18 protein-coding genes are annotated in these 16,136 nt (G+C 46.0%); 4 read left to right on the forward strand and 14 right to left on the reverse strand.

Annotated elements, in window-relative coordinates:
- Positions 1-316: 316 nt before the first annotated feature.
- Positions 317-772: an RNA-binding protein gene (locus tag G3R49_RS18205; RefSeq protein WP_167870622.1), complete on the forward strand. Its 456-nt coding sequence runs from the start codon at positions 317-319 to the stop codon at positions 770-772.
- A 141-nt stretch (positions 773-913) separates the two neighbouring features.
- On the opposite strand, the gene murI is transcribed toward G3R49_RS18205, so the two are convergent.
- A complete protein-coding gene (gene murI / locus G3R49_RS18210; RefSeq protein ID WP_130599489.1) occupies positions 914-1,684 on the reverse strand; it encodes a glutamate racemase in 771 nt (256 codons plus the stop codon).
- A 131-nt stretch (positions 1,685-1,815) separates the two neighbouring features.
- Here murI and trmA point away from each other — a divergent pair, with 131 nt between their 5' ends.
- Positions 1,816-2,913 (forward strand): tRNA (uridine(54)-C5)-methyltransferase TrmA, encoded by a 1,098-nt coding sequence (gene trmA, locus G3R49_RS18215; protein WP_130599491.1) that lies wholly within the window; start codon positions 1,816-1,818, stop codon positions 2,911-2,913.
- Positions 2,914-3,095: 182 nt separating this feature from the next.
- Here the strand turns inward: trmA and fabR are convergent, their stop codons facing one another.
- Positions 3,096-3,719, reverse strand: coding sequence for an HTH-type transcriptional repressor FabR (gene fabR / locus G3R49_RS18220; protein WP_130599493.1), 624 nt, complete (start codon positions 3,717-3,719; stop codon positions 3,096-3,098).
- A 150-nt stretch (positions 3,720-3,869) separates the two neighbouring features.
- Here fabR and G3R49_RS18225 point away from each other — a divergent pair, with 150 nt between their 5' ends.
- The gene (locus tag G3R49_RS18225; protein ID WP_130599495.1) at positions 3,870-4,976 is read left to right on the forward strand and encodes a fatty acid desaturase; all 1,107 of its coding nucleotides are present in this window, start codon (positions 3,870-3,872) and stop codon (positions 4,974-4,976) included.
- Positions 4,977-5,050: 74 nt separating this feature from the next.
- Here the strand turns inward: G3R49_RS18225 and cysQ are convergent, their stop codons facing one another.
- Together cysQ and nudE are read right to left on the reverse strand one after the other, a co-directional pair.
- Complete coding sequence (cysQ, locus tag G3R49_RS18230) at positions 5,051-5,860, reverse strand: 3'(2'),5'-bisphosphate nucleotidase CysQ (RefSeq protein ID WP_130599497.1); 810 nt, start codon at positions 5,858-5,860, stop codon at positions 5,051-5,053.
- Between the two features lie 213 nt (positions 5,861-6,073).
- Complete coding sequence (gene nudE / locus G3R49_RS18235) at positions 6,074-6,628, reverse strand: ADP compounds hydrolase NudE (RefSeq protein ID WP_130599499.1); 555 nt, start codon at positions 6,626-6,628, stop codon at positions 6,074-6,076.
- 79 nt (positions 6,629-6,707) lie between these two features.
- On the opposite strand from nudE, the gene yrfG reads away from it, so the two are divergent.
- Positions 6,708-7,373 (forward strand): GMP/IMP nucleotidase, encoded by a 666-nt coding sequence (gene yrfG / locus G3R49_RS18240; protein ID WP_130599501.1) that lies wholly within the window; start codon positions 6,708-6,710, stop codon positions 7,371-7,373.
- A 159-nt stretch (positions 7,374-7,532) separates the two neighbouring features.
- Here the strand turns inward: yrfG and G3R49_RS18245 are convergent, their stop codons facing one another.
- The 10 genes from G3R49_RS18245 to gspE all read right to left on the reverse strand — a co-directional run bounded on the left by G3R49_RS18245 (position 7,533) and on the right by gspE (position 16,134).
- Positions 7,533-8,294, reverse strand: coding sequence for a type II secretion system protein N (locus tag G3R49_RS18245; protein ID WP_130599503.1), 762 nt, complete (start codon positions 8,292-8,294; stop codon positions 7,533-7,535).
- 56 nt (positions 8,295-8,350) lie between these two features.
- Positions 8,351-8,827: a type II secretion system protein M gene (locus G3R49_RS18250; protein ID WP_130599505.1), complete on the reverse strand. Its 477-nt coding sequence runs from the start codon at positions 8,825-8,827 to the stop codon at positions 8,351-8,353.
- Complete coding sequence (gspL, locus tag G3R49_RS18255) at positions 8,828-10,030, reverse strand: type II secretion system protein GspL (RefSeq protein WP_130599507.1); 1,203 nt, start codon at positions 10,028-10,030, stop codon at positions 8,828-8,830.
- 52 nt (positions 10,031-10,082) lie between these two features.
- The gene (gene gspK, locus G3R49_RS18260) at positions 10,083-11,096 is read right to left on the reverse strand and encodes a type II secretion system minor pseudopilin GspK (protein ID WP_242620375.1); all 1,014 of its coding nucleotides are present in this window, start codon (positions 11,094-11,096) and stop codon (positions 10,083-10,085) included.
- Entirely contained in the window at positions 11,096-11,854 is a 759-nt protein-coding gene (gspJ, locus tag G3R49_RS18265; protein WP_130599509.1) for a type II secretion system minor pseudopilin GspJ, read from the reverse strand. Before gspJ ends, gspK begins: the two co-directional genes overlap by 1 nt.
- Complete coding sequence (gene gspI / locus G3R49_RS18270; protein WP_167870623.1) at positions 11,838-12,233, reverse strand: type II secretion system minor pseudopilin GspI; 396 nt, start codon at positions 12,231-12,233, stop codon at positions 11,838-11,840. The genes gspJ and gspI overlap by 17 nt, the downstream gene beginning before the upstream one ends.
- Entirely contained in the window at positions 12,223-12,804 is a 582-nt protein-coding gene (gene gspH / locus G3R49_RS18275; protein ID WP_130599513.1) for a type II secretion system minor pseudopilin GspH, read from the reverse strand. Before gspH ends, gspI begins: the two co-directional genes overlap by 11 nt.
- Positions 12,805-13,239, reverse strand: coding sequence for a type II secretion system major pseudopilin GspG (gspG, locus tag G3R49_RS18280; RefSeq protein WP_130599515.1), 435 nt, complete (start codon positions 13,237-13,239; stop codon positions 12,805-12,807).
- Between the two features lie 105 nt (positions 13,240-13,344).
- On the reverse strand, positions 13,345-14,574 hold the full coding sequence (gspF, locus tag G3R49_RS18285) for a type II secretion system inner membrane protein GspF (RefSeq protein ID WP_167870624.1): 1,230 nt from the start codon (positions 14,572-14,574) through the stop codon (positions 13,345-13,347).
- A 3-nt stretch (positions 14,575-14,577) separates the two neighbouring features.
- On the reverse strand, positions 14,578-16,134 hold the full coding sequence (gene gspE / locus G3R49_RS18290) for a type II secretion system ATPase GspE (RefSeq protein WP_130599519.1): 1,557 nt from the start codon (positions 16,132-16,134) through the stop codon (positions 14,578-14,580).
- Between the last annotated feature and the right edge of the window lie 2 nt (positions 16,135-16,136).

Here is a 16,136-nt window from a genome sequence, read left to right on the forward strand (position 1 = left end):
TATCGCTTAATGTTTGCTGCTGCGCCGTGTCAGTGGGTGCGCATTATAGGGGGTTTTGATTGGCGCGCAAGGGGGGATTTGGATCTTTTTATTCAAGCGTCGATCTTTTGTTCAGATCGCTGCATTTTTAATTGATTTCGCCGCTTTTAGGGCAGTTTTAGTGAGAATTTCATTGAAAGCACTGCTTGCAGTATTGAGTTACGCTTATTTTTTCATCGACTTAAGATGAAATTGGTGGTTAAGCTAGTCATTATTCATTAATATGTAAGCGTTTTTAACAGTATTTTATCAATTCATATTCATTCGAGACAATTTTATGCAGAAATCATTGATTATGGTTTTGGTTGCAGCACTCGCTGGTGCATTTGTGTTTTCTCAATTTGCAACTGACCTTGCCCCGTTCGTTAGCTACTTAGTTGGCGTTATTGTAGCGACTCTTATCTTTACTATCTTTGCCACCCCAACAGTCAACCGTGCAGACGAGCCATATAATGGCCCAACCATGACACTTTATGTTGGCAACCTTCCTTACCGTGTACACGAAGGTGAAGTCAAAACCTTATTTGGCGAGTATGGTCCTGTTAATTCAGTGCGCCTGGTACGCGATCGCAAGACCGGACGTCGTAAAGGATTTGGTTTTGTGGAAATGTCAGAAGCTGGTGCTAAGAAAGCGATGACTAAACTAAACGACTACAACTTCCAGGAACGTACATTGAAGGTACGTGAGGCTAAATCTCAAGAAAACGAAGCTAAGACCCGCGAAGCTGAGTAATCGATTTTGAGTCGGCAGTGGTTATTTATCATTGCCGACTTTTATTATTTATTCTTTCTATTAAATCTTTCCCTAAAATTTTATCCTTCAGCCTTATCCCTATCTTATTAGCGCACCTTCACTACCAGCTGCGATAATCTCTTAGTTCAACAAACTAAAGTGGTCAAAGCCTCTATTAACCATTGCCTGATACAACGACTTAGAAATTTGCTGGGTATAAGCGCAAGATATAGTGGCATCGTTTACCCCTGCATCCGCAACTAAAGAATCAACCCGAGCTGCAATTGCTGCACCTGAGTCTAGAAGACTAATTGAGTGACTGAATGCTTGGGTAATTTCAGTTTTTAATAGCGGAAAGTGCGTACAACCTAATACCAAGGTATCAATATTCGGGTTATCAAGCGGGCTGATAATTTGCTGCAACCTCGCTAAATCAACACTCTTGCCACTGAGCTTGTCTTCTGCCATCAGCACTAACTCTGACGTACCGAGCAAGCTTACCTGACAATTGGCGGCAAAATCATTGATAAGCGCCTGAGTATAAGGTCGCGATACTGTTCCCGGTGTCGCAAGTAGCGCGATGTGCTTAGTCTTTGACTGCAAGGCTGCCGGTTTAATTGCAGGCACTACTCCAACCACAGGAATAGACAACACAGCCCTTAAAGCAGGCAATACGAGTGTGCTTGCTGTATTACAGGCGATAACCACCACCTGCGCCCCCATCTTTGTAACCTGCTCAGTAACCAGTTTCACGCAGCCAGTAATAAGTGCTTGTTCAGCAAGATCGCCATAAGGCAGACGAGCATTGTCAAACAGGTAATGAATGCTGTGATTGGGCAACTGCTTATGTATATGCTCTAGCACTGACAGACCACCAATACCTGAATCAAATACGAGAATGGGACCAGACAAGCGTTACTCCAAGAATAGGTGCTTACCACACCTTTTTATATGAATTTACTAAGATAGCTTAATGCCACTGGACATCAGCGGTGTGTAGTATAATATTTGCGCCCTTATTTTACAGCCTTAGGTGACACAAAATGAATTTAGCAGCCATGGATCCCCAAAACTACCAAGCTCAGCTTGAACAAAAGCAAAGCGAGCTTAGCGAATCTTTTGCTGAATTCACGCCACCAGCGCTAGAAGTATTTGCATCTGAACCTGCTAACTACCGTATGCGCGCCGAGTTTCGTGTTTGGCACGATGGTGAAGATCTTTACTACTATATGTTCGACAAAGCACTTAACGAGAAAGTGCGTACTGAGCAATACCTACCAGCGGGCAAGCTTATTAATGACATGATGACCGCATTAATGGAAGAACTTCGTCCAAATCGTGACTTACGATGGAAACTGTTCCAGGTAGACTTTTTATCGACACTGAGCGGTGAGATTTTAGTGAGCCTGCTGTATCACCGACAACTAGATGATGCTTGGCGTGAACAAGCTGAGCAAATGAAGCAGCGTTTGTCTGAGCGCTTTAATGTTAACTTTATCGGCCGCGCGCGAAAGCAAAAAATCGATTTAGATAAAGACTACGTGGTTGAGTCACTTGAAGTTGACGGTCAAACATTAAAGTACAAGCAAATTGAGAACAGCTTTACTCAGCCAAATGCTAAAGTTTCAGTGAAAATGCTGGAGTGGGCTATTGATGTCACTAATAACAGCACAGGCGATTTGCTTGAACTGTATTGCGGTAACGGTAACTTCTCTATTGCTTTAGCTAAGAATTTCGATCGCGTACTGGCAACTGAACTAGCCAAACCGTCGGTTGATGCTGCCCAGTACAACATTGCCGAGAATAATGTCGACAATCTGCAAATCATTCGTATGTCTGCAGAAGATTTTAGCGATGCCATGGCTAAAAAACGCAAATTCAGACGCTTAGAAGGTATCGATTTAGACAGCTATAACTGCAATACTATCTTTGTTGACCCGCCACGCGCAGGTATTGATGACGATACTCTGGCATTAATGCAAAACTACGACCGTATTCTTTATATCTCTTGTAATCCAGAGACGTTAAAAGACAACCTCAAGGTATTGAGCACTACCCATAAAATCAGCCGCTTTGCGCTGTTCGACCAATTCCCATATACCCACCACATGGAATCGGGCGTACTGCTAGAGCGAAAATAATAGCGCTAGCGCGTAAGGAATAGTGTTAGAGGGAAGAGTTAGTGCTGGCAAATAAATAGCGCATTGGCTTGGTTCTACTAGCAACCAGTGCTAACACCACAAGATCAATAAAGGCACCATGAGGTGCCTTTATCATTTATATGGTCTATCCCACACATAGCAATACCGTGCTGCAATAGAGATTAACTATCAGCGCGACTTTCCAGCTTGCTTTGCAGTGCATCTGCGCCAGTTGCCACAATTCTTAGCTGCATCACTAATTGGTCAGCCAAACGCTTACGTTCAGCACGCTTTAAATCTAACGCACTCGCTCCGGCATTAAATACCAAAGTCACCAAGGCCTCTGCCTGCGCGCGAGCTAACTCCTCCGTGCGATTAGCAGTAGCAACGGTATAGTGGGTTAGCTCTGAAATAAAATGTTCAATCTCACGTTCAACCGCTGCGCGAAACGCCGCCGATGTGCCAGAGCGCTCATGCAATAAAATACGAAATACGTTAGGGTTAGACTCAAGCACTTCCATAAAGGTATCGACAGAAATACGGATAACACTACCGCCTGCTTCAGCTCGCTGGCGACCTTTACGCATCATCTGTCTTAGGGTCAATCCACCTTCGTCAACCATGGTTAAGCCAAGCTCATTCATGTCTTTAAAGTGGCGATAAAAAGAGGTTGGCGCAATCCCCGCTTCACGGGCAACTTCACGCAAGCTTAGGCTAGAAAAACTTCTTTCGGCGCTCAATTGATTAAACGCAGCATCGACTAATGCACGACGGGTTTTTTCTTTTTGTTGAGCTCTAACACCCATTAGATGATCCATTTAGTCAAGATTAATTCACAGATGATACCGTTTTTAAAGCAAAAACACAGCCCTTAGCAACTTGACCCTTAACTGCTTCCAAGCTAAATTAGCTTACACATGTACGCTTAATTTTCTTAGTTGTTTTGGATAATTACAATGAAAAAACCACCCATTATCTGGCTTAACGTTATCTTGTTTGCCAGTACCCTGCTTGCCACTGTTACCCTGATCCCTTGGCGAGCAATCACTCACGGTTTTGATGGTATCGAGATATTTGCGCTGATTGCCTTAGCCTACGCAAGTGGCTTGTCAATCACAGCTGGCTACCACCGCCTTTGGTCGCACAAAGCTTATAAAGCACACCCTGTAATGCGATTCATGTTCGCACTAGGCGGCGCGCTGGCCCTGCAAAACAGCGCATTGCACTGGAGTAGCGATCACAGGGTTCACCACAAACACGTTGATAACAACGATAAAGACCCATACTCAGCTAAGAAAGGTTTTTGGTATAGCCATATCGGTTGGATGCTACGTGAATATCAGGCTAGCCGTTACCACGACTACAAAAACGTGCGCGATCTACAAAACGATAAGATTGTCATGTGGCAACACAAGCACTACTTACTGCTCGCCATTCTAATGAACGTTGGCCTCCCCGCATTCTTAGGTTGGCTCAACGGCGACATTCTATCTATGTTACTCATGGCAGGCTTATTGCGTTTGGTTATCGTGCATCACTGCACCTTCTTTATTAACTCATTAGCACACATCTGGGGCTCACAGCCGTACACCGACAAGAATACAGCCCGCGATAACGCTTTTCTTGCCTTGTTGACATATGGTGAGGGTTATCACAACTTCCACCACATCTTCGAGAATGACTATCGCAACGGGATTAAGTGGTGGGATTACGACCCAACTAAGTGGTTAATTAAATCAATGAGCTGGGTGGGCCTTGCAAAAGATTTACGCAAAGTACCGCAAGAGCGCATTGAAGCAGCCAAATTACAAATGCAGTTGCTGCGTACCAAAAACAAGGTTGCGCATCTGGCAAACTATGATGAGATTGTCGATAAGCTACAAGCTGAGTATGAGCTAATGAAACAACACATTAGTGAGTACTACCGCGCCAAGAAAACCTTACTGGAAGCCAAGCGCGATGAGTTGTCAGTGCAAAACCTTACTCAGCAAGTTGACTCACTTAAGCTTAGACTCGCAGAGCAACAGCGCAGCTGGAAGCTATTGGTCGCCAGTTACGCCTAAGCAATAGTGCTTAATAAGCTCCGGAAATAACAAAGCCGCTCATTGAGCGGCTTTGTTATTTGCAACTGTTCAAGTTAGCCTACAAGTAATTCATCCCAGGGCAGACTTGGCATGCCTACTACGATGAAATTAGGGTTTTCTAGACTGTCACGCTCATTGTATGACAAAGGCTGAAGGTTGAGATCCATAATAGCGCCGCCAGCTTCCTCAACAATAATTTGAGCAGCGCCTGTATCCCACTCACCCGTTGGCCCTAAACGTACGTAACAGTCTGCACGGCCTTCTGCCACTAGGCAGCTTTTAAGCGCGGCGCCGCCGAGTACCACTAACTGGCAATGCTTGGCATTATTGAATAGCTTTAGTACTGACTGTGGATCTTGACGACGACTGACTGCAATACGCAAGTGGTCGTGTTTATCTTGATCTACTTGGTTAGTCTGAATACGGGTTTCGCCTTTAGTATCGCGCTTGTAAGCACCAAGACCCGCAATAGCGTAGTAACAAACTTCTGTCATTGGCGCATAAACCACACCAACGATTGGGCGATTGTGCTCAACGAGTGCAATGATCACCGAAAAGTCACCACTGCCTGCAATAAATTCACCTGTGCCATCTAATGGGTCGACGAGCCAATAGCGTTGCCATTGCTCACGCTCACTCAATGGAATATCGACAGATTCTTCACTTAAGATTGGGATATCTGGGGTAAGCGCAGCTAGTTTGCTACATATAATGTCGTTGGCAGCGAGATCTGCTGAGGTGACTGGAGTGTTGTCGGATTTAATTTCGCGCTCAAAATCACCTTGTTGATAGATCCCGCGGATTTCCTTACCCGCGCTTGTGGCAATATCGATGACCTGTTCAATGATGTCTTCTGGCTTCATTACTTCTCCATATACTGGAAACTCAGCGAAAAATACGACTATGGGTTAACTCTAAATATCTAATATTACTAATTCTAGGCTAGTACTGGGTAAACCGCTTGATTATGGCTAAGGTCTAGTTCAGCCAGTGCCAAGCGGCATATATTCTTACGTATAGGTAAGTGAGTCTTGAGACTGCCCGACTAAATCTTGCAGAGCCAAATCTGGTAAAGCTTAGCCCTGTTGAGCTAAAAACTGCTGCGCTAAAAACAAAGCGCTCACGCTGCGAGACTCACTAAAATCAGGGCTAGCAATCAATGCTTGCCAGTCTGCAAGCGGCCACTCTACGACTTCAATAGGCTCTGGCTCATCACCCTCAAGCTCACTGGCATATAAGTCTTCAGCTAAAAATATCTGCATCTTGCTGGCAAAGTAACTCGGCGCTAGTGATAACTGCTTAAGGTGCGTCAGTTTACGACTGGCAAAACCAATCTCTTCTTGTAGCTCGCGATTTGCCGCCTCGGCTGCGTCTTCACCAGGGTCTATCAAACCTTTAGGAAAACCAATTTCATAATTCTCGGTACCGGCTGCATATTCACGAGCAAGCAATAGCTGACCATTGCGCACTGGCACAACCATTACCGCGCCACTATTGTTGCCTTTCATTCTCTCGTACTGGCGCAATTCGCCATTAGAGAACTTAAGATCCACCTGCTCGACTTTAAACAAGCGACTTTGAGCAACCAGTTTAGTAGCTAAGATTTCTGGTTTAGGGTGCCGCTGTGTCATTCAAGCCTCTTATGTGACGCGTATCAAATTAATAGATACAATCTTACTACGCTAACCACAATCTACAACCGGTATTTGTATGTTTCCATGGCAAAAAATTGATGCAGTATTACTCGATATGGACGGTACTCTTTTAGACCTCCACTTCGACAATTATTTTTGGCTCCATTTGGTGCCAGAGCAATTGAGCCTGCAGCGTAATATTAACCTCGAACAGAGCCATCAACTGGTCAAACATGCATACAATCAGGTTGCCGGTACGCTCAACTGGTATTGTTTAGATTATTGGCAGCAACAGCTCGAGTTAGACATTATTGCCCTGCACCATCAGGCTAAAGATAAAATCGCCATGCGTGATGACACAATGCCGCTACTTAACGCGCTGGCTAATGCGGGTAAAAAGCGGATTTTATTTACTAATGCTCACCCTAAAAGCCTGGCTCTAAAACTGGAATACACTGATTTAGCAGGTGGACTAGATGCCATGCTCTCAAGTCACGAAAGCGGATTTGCCAAAGAGCACCCAGAGTTTTGGCGCTATGGATTTAACAAGTTTGACCTAGACCCGAGTCGCTGTTTGTTTATTGATGATAGCGAAACCATTTTAAAGGCATCTAAGCTTGCTGGTGTCGGTTATCAGCTAGGTGTGACCAATCCAGATAGCACCAAAGCACCGCACTCATTTGAGTACTTTAAACAAATTGATGATTACCAACAACTGGTTAACTCATTGGCAAATGCATAGAAAGCGAGTTGATGGGTTGAGACGTTATAAGGTTAAGAAATAGAAACGAGTAAGCAGTTACTAACCATGAACAAGTCAAACAAAAGCCCTTTGTGATCGCTTATCACAAAGGGCTTTTAAATTACTCTCGCAGCGATTTCGCCACTTGCATGTCAGGAATTACATGCCAGGAATTCGGCCTTGATAATTAATTGGGTAATAGCCCTGACTATCTTGTTTACCTAAGAAGGCTAACGCCTTAGTTAAATCTTCAGGCTGATTCGGTGTTGGCTTGATTTTCGCGGCGACCTGCACGCGCTTTTGATCAACCAAGGTAACAGTGCCAGCAAGGCCGATATCATTACCTTTGTCCTCTGCGCTTAGCTGCACCTGACCATCAACGCAAGCAAGATTAAACGCCATATTGCCCAACGGGTATGCACCAAACTGATTGGTCACATCCACGCCGTTAACAAACAACTTACCGGTTAATTGCTCACACCAAGGCTGGCCTTGCTCGAACTTTTCCACAATGACAGATAAGTCACCCAGAACCTTAGTTCTAAATGGTAAGCGAGCGCCTGCTAACAAAAAGCTACTTGGCGCTTCAAAACGGAGATTCTCAGCCTTGATGCCAGACATAGATAAAGTCACATTCGCTTTACCGCTCACGGGTGTGGCGCGTGTACCTATGGTCACGTCAAGATCGGCTTGAGCCAGTAATAAACTCCAAGGATTAAGCTGCCAGCTAACTTGATCAATTTGGCGACGGTCAATCTTGAGCATATCTGCCTGACCCTGCCACAAGGTGCCCGATACACCAGATAGCTTAATATTGTGTGGTACTGGCGCAATACTCACTAACCAGTTGGCAGGTACATACGCCACCAAAAAGAAGACGTAAATTAGCAGCGCTAATAAGATTTTAAAAAATAGTTTCACAAAAAGACCTTAACGAACAATAACCTTTACTGTCATTAGCCTTGAATAACCAAGTACTAACGCGACAGCTGAACACGGCGAACTTTAACAAATCCAGCTTGATCTGATTCTGCTAAATCAACGCTATCTAGGGTTAATCCCTTACTTTCAACCAAGTCAAACAAGTAATTCAGCAGTGCTTCAAACGGCACATCATCCATCCACAATTGGATTTTATCGCCCTGAGGCTGCATGCGAGTGATCACTAACTTGTACTTGCCAGCAGTGCTGTTAACGATTGAGCTTAAGCTGCCATTAGCTTTCGGCTTGCCACCAGTTTGCTGCAAACCAGCAATTTTACTGGCGGTTTGCTTCACATGATTAAGGGTGGCATTTGCTGAAGCAAAATTACGCTCAGCTTCCTCTTGCGCATTGGCAATGGGTGTCCAAATGCCCCAGTACAAGATGCCAATGATAGCGAAAACCGCACAAGTTCCCACTAACTGTTGTTCGCGCTGAGCAAGACCACGCCACCAGTTTTGTAAATTTTCCATCTACTTGCTCCTCAGCGTAATCGTACTGGTCACATTGTCTTCATTGTTGTTCATTGCACCGCCTTCCATTTGGAAGTTCTGGCTTACTTGCTCTTTGAACTTATCAATTTGCCCATAACTCTTAGCAGTAATTTGCATCCGTAACTCACCGCGATTGGCATCAAAGCGAATTGAGTCAGGTTTAAGATCTGGCACAGCATTGAACGCAGGCTTTAACTTGTTGAGCATTTCAAAGAACTCAGCGCCGCCACCTTGACCACTTAGTGAACGTAAATGAGTGTCGATTTGCGAGCGCACATTAACAATGCGTTTCACACCCGGAACGGCTTGCTTAAACACTTGCTGAGTTTGCTGACGCACCTGCTCAGTTTGTGTATTTAACTGACTGATGCTGAGCCCTTTATTGACCAGCGCCAGTATCACCACAACCGCAAATACGATTGCGCAGTTGCGCCATAACACCAAATGCTTGCTGTACTCGCGCTTTGGCTTGTACATGTCGGTTAACAGGTTTACCGGCGCAGATAAGATACCTTTAGCTAGCACCAACATCGGCATATCCAGCGGCTGAGGTTCAAGCGCGACATCATCGACAGCCAAATCAGCACTATAGCTCGCCACTCGGATAGCTTCATCATCTTCAGTATGTTCACTAACAAGCTGCGGCATCGCAATTGACGACCAAGCTTTTGGCACGCTAACGCCGCTACCTTCACCGGTGCGAATTAGGTATTCGTTGCCAAAGTCGAGCATTGCCCATTTGCACTGTGCAAGTGGCAATGCCAAACAATCCGGTACAATATTTTTGACCTTTAGCCCAGCATCCATTAACCAAGATAGCCACGACTGCATTTGCTCATGGGCAACGGCAATCACGTTAACGTTTTCGCCATCGCGAGGGCCAACAACCACATGCATATCGTCGATATTACTCGCCAGCGAATCCTCAAGCATAAATGGAATTGCTTTCATCGCCTGACGCTGCCCTTTTTCGGGTAGCGCTACCTGAGTCAGCATCATACTAGCCGCAGGTACAAGGACATCCACCGGGCGGTTGCCGGCGCGCTCAGTTAAGCTGGTCAAGCTTTGGGCATCAGGTAATTCACCCGATGCTATAATTTCTTGTTCTTGCTCTGACCACACCAACCACGAGCATGCTTGTTCGGATGTATTTCCTAAGCGGATAAATAACCTTTCTGACACGCTTTATTCTCCACCAATTACTGGTATTTATTCTTTGTTGCTTGAGCTTTCATTACTGCTGACCACCGTATTGTCTGGTGATCACTTCAAAATTGTTACCGCTACGCTTAAGGACACTGTCCAACTTAAAGATGGCGTTGTCTACCTTAGCGCCTGCGTTTAATAAAAAATAATTGCTATCGACCACAAAACTCGACTTAAGTGCTGCATCGATTTGCACATTGGCAAGTACCGAATTGCTCCAAAAGTCTTGAATCGACTCAAAACCATCACCTGGGCGCTGGTTGATCACACTTTCAGCATCACTTAGGCTGATTTTGCCGTCCATCATGCCTACCATCAGTGCGGCTTGCTCAACCTCAAGGGTGTTAACATTAAGTAGCTGGCGATTATCACCGGGTACGGCGCACACATAAGGCATGAGTACCTGATAGGTTTTCTGTGCGTAACCAATCACAGCACGCAATTCGCTGCGATGCTGCATTAAGGTATTCGCAGCGCGATATGGCACATCACGCGACTCGTATTCAGAGTCTTCAGCGCCATACGGGCTGGCTACCGTATCTTCATCAAGATAATCTTTTAAAGTATGAGTTAAGCGCTCTGCGGCAAACTCATCCATACCTAATGCAACTAGCAAACCCTTATATTGTGTAGCTGCCACAGACAACTGCGGTTGACCATTTTGGTTGCCAGGCGATGGCTGCGACACGGCATTTAGATTAAAACAGGCGCGCATATCACTAATGCTACCTGCTATTTCACCTTGCTCAGCTGGGAACACCACGTCTGTTAATGCCCAATACTGCTGTCTGTGCACTGTGCCATTAGCGTCTTCCATGTCTTGCTTTAGCACTTTCATCGCTAACTGCTCAGCAGAGATGGCATACCAATATGCTTGATCATACTGCGCTAAATTTAGCGTACGGCGCATAGACAGTTGATTACGACCAGAAATATTGGTGGCAATAATCGATACCATGGCAACAATCAAAATCACAAAGATCAAGGCTACGCCACGTTGTTTGCCTAACTGCATTGGTGGTTTGAGGTGCATTCTATTCATCAGCCACCACCAGTATTGTTGTTGCCACCACCCGAGTTATTTCCCGAATTGCCGCCACTACCAGAATTGCCACCCGAGTTACCACCATTGTTGCCCGAGTTACCGCCATTATTGTTGTTATTGTTGCTACCATCTGCTGGCGCGCCAGCAGATAACAAAAAGCGCCGCTCAATAATGCCAAGCCCTTCGACCTCAAGCTGCATAGCAATCGCTTTAGGCATCTCACTACCACTGACGGTGGTTTCCCACTTATCATTGAGATAGAAGGAATATTTCACTTCCAACACATTCTCAATAATGATGCTTTTAAGTGGCTCAGCACCTGCAACAGGCTCAGGGTAAGGATAATACCAACGCTCTAAGCGCCCTTCTTGCACCACGTAAGCCACGCTTTGTAAGCTACCGCGTGGCAACAAACCATCTGGATTAAGCCAACCGAGGCGATAAAATGCCAAGGCTTCGGTTTCCGATTCGAGCATGTTATCGCCATGCTGGAAAAACGACGTTGTTCTATCGCCTGACACCGGTCTTAAGGTGCGCGCTACCATTTGTCCAAGGTCACGCTCGAGCACACCAAAACCTTGTTGTAGCGCTTTTAGTCGCTTGGAAAATGCCGCTGTGGTTTCGTCATTGCTCATAACCGTCTGCAGCACAGAGTTTGCTGCCAAACCCAACATGGCAAAAATGGCAATTGCCACCAGCATTTCCAGCAAGGTAAAGCCTGCTGCGCGCTTTTTACGTTTATGAACTAGGGTCATGCACATAACTACTTACCTGAGCCGCAACCCTTTTGAAGCGCTCATCATCACTAACGGTAATGCGGATCATTCTAAATTTGGCGTCAGTGGTTTTAATTACATCTCTGCGCCAGTACCACTCTTTTCCAGCTAATTCTTCTTGACCTGTTTTCTGGCCGATATCAGGAAAATCCTTGGTGAGTCTGGCATCGACCATTTGGTTACTAGCTACCCATTGCGCCAAAGTGCGCTGCTCTAGAATGGGCATATTGGCCATTTGCTCGCCGAGGCTTTTTACAATGGCAACCGCAGCAATAGAAAACACCGCAAGGGCAACAATCACTTCAAGTAATGTCATGCCTTGTTGCTTTTGGTGTGACAGCAATGGATTAGAAATCATCAAAGCGTCCTAGGGTTAGCCTGCCAAGTGCATCGCCGCTAACCAAGGCATCAAAGTTGTCGCGACTGGTATTACCCACCAGCGAAAACGTTAACTCAAACGGGGTTAACTCACCGCTTGGGAACAACAATATTTGTGGCTCAGGGTTCTTCTTTTTTTCTTCTTCGCTTTTGCCATCAATAAATGGCTCATCAAACCAAGACTCGTCCTCTTCTTCATCGCCTTGCACTAACGGCATACCATCAAGGACCAAGCTTAGCTCGATGTTTTCGTCTAACTGTTTTGACGTGTTCAGCCTATCAAGCACAATCGGCTGCCACTTTTGCTCATGAAAATACACAAACTGATATTCATGATCGTCAATCACGATGCCTACAAAGCTGCCACTAAGTACAGCTTCATCAATGATCATCTCAGTTGCCACCAAAAACTGCTGCGCCTCTTTATCCAATGCTTGCTTAGGGCCAGCATTGTTCATTGTTAAAGTGACTGCAGTCGCAGCAAGTCCCATTAGCAGTGCAACTAATAGGACTTCAAGTAGGGTGAAACCAGATTGACGTTGATGGGTCATTTACTGAAAGTTCTGTAGATTCCAGTTACCGATATCATCTTCAGTGCCTGCTTGCATGTCAGGACCAGCTGAGAAAATGTCGATACGACCGTTTTCACCTGGGCTCATTAGCAAGTAGTCATTGCGCCATGGGTCTTGCGGCAGACGCTTAACATAACCACCGTCGCGGTAATTACGTGGCTCAGGCGACGACGTTGGCTTTTGCACTAGTGCATCTAAGCCTTGCTCTGTAGTTGGGTATACACCATTATCTAGGCGATACATATCTAGTGCATTTTCCAGCGCAACGATGTCTGAAACGGCTTTTTGTTGGTCAGCTTTATCTTTGTTACCCATTAGGTTTGGTACCACCATAGATGCCAAAATACCTAGGATTACGATAACAACCATTACCTCTAACAGGGTAAAACCACGTTGCTTATTGTTCATTTGCATTGACTACTTTCCTCTTTACACTCGTTGGCGCTATCGCCATTACGATTCGGTTTAACTGCCGTTGTTGATGCCACAAGAATTACAGCACTCTATCACCACAGTCGCTTAACTAATTAAATTGTTGAGCTCTAAAATTGGCTGCAAAATCGCCATCACGATAAACAGCACCACTGACGCCATACTGACAACCAGCGCTGGCTCAAACACGCCAAGGGCGATATTAACGTTGGACTCAAACTCGCGGTCCTGGTTATCCGCCGCCCGCTCAAGCATGCTCTCTAGCTGACCACTTTTTTCACCGGATGCAATCATATAGAGCATCATGGCAGGGAAAAGTTTCGTTTGCGTTAGCGCCGCACCTAAACTGGTACCTTCGCGCACCCTAGAAGTTGCTACATCCACCGCTGCGCGCACTTTTACGTTTTGCAGTACTTCACTGGCAATACGCATACCGTCAAGCAGGGGCACAGAGCTTGCCGACAAAATGCTAAGTGTACGGGCAAAACGCGCGGTATTAATGCTTCGACTGACCTTGCCAATAACCGGCATTTTTAGCAGTGCTGTATCGTACTTCATCCGCAGATTTGGCTTTTTAAGCAAACGCTGAGTCACCACCACTACAGCCATAATCACGCCTAAAATAATCAGACCGTAATCTTTGACAAAATCTGACGCCAAGATCAAAAACTGTGTGGTGCCCGGCAAGTCTTGCCCCATATGCTCAAACTGACCAACAACCTTAGGCACTACTGCAGCAAGCAACACGGCAATCACGCTGATCGCCACTATCGTCAGTACAATTGGGTAAATCATCGCTTGAGTCAGCTTAGATTTAAGCTGTTGACGGCGCTCGGTGTAATCAGCAAGGCGATTAAGTACCACATCTAAATGTCCCGATTTTTCACCCGATGCCACCATAGCTCGGTATAAGTCGTCAAAAACGTGGGGGAACTCGGCCATGGAATCGGCAAGGCTATAACCTTCGACTACCCGTGAGCGCACTGCCATCACCATACTGCCAAGGCGAGCCTTTTCAGACTGTTGCCCCACAGCTTTTAGCGCTTCCTCAATAGGTAAGCCAGCAGCAACAAGGGTTGAGATTTGGCGCGTGATCAATGCGAGCTCAGCAACCGAAATGCGCTGTTTAAACAGCGAACCTAAACTAAAACCACCTTTTGCCGCTTGCGATTCTTTGTCGTTAACCTGCTGGATCTCTAACGGCATTAAGCCTTGATCGCGCAACTGACTGCGAGCATGGCGTGCAGTGTCAGCTTCAACCACACCTTTAGTTTGCTTGCCTTTTTTATCAAGGGCTTTGTACTCAAACGCTGCCATTGATTATTCCTCGCGGGTTACGCGTAGCACTTCTTCAAGTGTAGTGATGCCATCAAGTACCTTGCTCATACCATCATGACGAATACTCGGCACCATTGTGCGAATGTATTTCTCAATCGCTAATTCACCTTTGCCGCCGTGAATAAGCTCACGCACATTGTCATCAACGGTCAGCAGCTCATGAATACCGGTACGGCCGCGATAGCCGTTATAGCCACACTTCTTACAACCGGTAGCGCGGTAGATTTGACGAGTATCATTGGCTGTAATGCCTAATAGCTCGCGTTCACGCTCATCAGGCTCGTGGGCTTCTTTACAGTCTTCACATAGGGTACGAATAAGACGCTGGGCCAGTACCCCAAGTAAGCTTGATGAAACTAGGAATGGCTCAACACCCATATCTTGCAAACGAGTGATTGCGCCTGATGCGGTGTTGGTATGTAAAGTAGAGATCACCAAGTGACCAGTTAATGATGCTTGCACCGCAATTTGCGCGGTTTCAAGGTCACGGATCTCACCAATCATCACCACGTCAGGGTCTTGACGTAGAATAGCGCGTAGACCGCGAGCAAAGGTCATATCAACCTTGGTATTCACCTGAGTTTGACCAATACCTTCAAGCTCGTACTCGATTGGGTCTTCAACGGTCAGAATGTTGGTGTCTTTAGAGTTAATCTCGGTAAGACCTGCATACAAGGTGGTACTCTTACCCGAACCGGTTGGACCGGTCACCAAAATAATGCCGTGTGGCTTACGAATAAGCTGGTCGAATTGATCGCGGATTGTCGGTGTCATACCTAGCTGTTGTAAGTCTAGGTTGCCGGTGTTTTTATCCAGAAGACGCATCACCACGCGCTCACCGTGGCTTGATGGCATGGTCGATACACGTACGTCTACCGCGCGACCGGCAATACGCAGTGAGATACGGCCATCTTGCGGTACACGTTTTTCGGCGATATCAAGACGCGCCATAACCTTAATACGCGATACCAGCAGCGATGACAGCTTACGGTTAGGTTTCAATACTTCTTTTAGTACGCCATCAACACGGAAACGCACGACCAGTTGTTTCTCGTAGGTTTCAACGTGAATATCCGAGGCTTCTTCTTTAATTGCCTCAGACAGCAGCGCATTGATCAGCTTAATAATTGGCGCGTCGTCATCGCCTTCAAGTAGATCTTCGGTTTGAGGTAGCTCTTCAGCAAGGGTGAACAAGTCCATCTCGTTGCCGAGGTCTTCCATCAATTGCTGCGCTTCAGACGAATTGGCCTGGAATGTCTTAGTTAGCTTTGACTCGAACACACTGCTATCAAGCTTGGTCACTTGCAGATCAGCGCCAGTATAACGGCGCACTTCTAACATGGCCGATAGCGGCGTTTCATCTGTGTAGTACAGATGCAGTTGGTCTTCTTCTTTTGCTAGCACTAAGTGAAAGCGATGAGAAAACGCAAACGGCAGTTGCTCTTTGCTGTCAGAGTGAAAGACTTCATCGCCTTCCACTTCCATCGCTAGCTCACTAGAAACCTGAGCAAGCGCTTCTGCTTCTGTCGCTTCACTCATAA

Origin of the sequence: Shewanella sp. WXL01 (assembly GCF_012263345.1) — a bacterium.
GTDB classification, from domain to species: domain Bacteria; phylum Pseudomonadota; class Gammaproteobacteria; order Enterobacterales; family Shewanellaceae; genus Shewanella; species Shewanella maritima.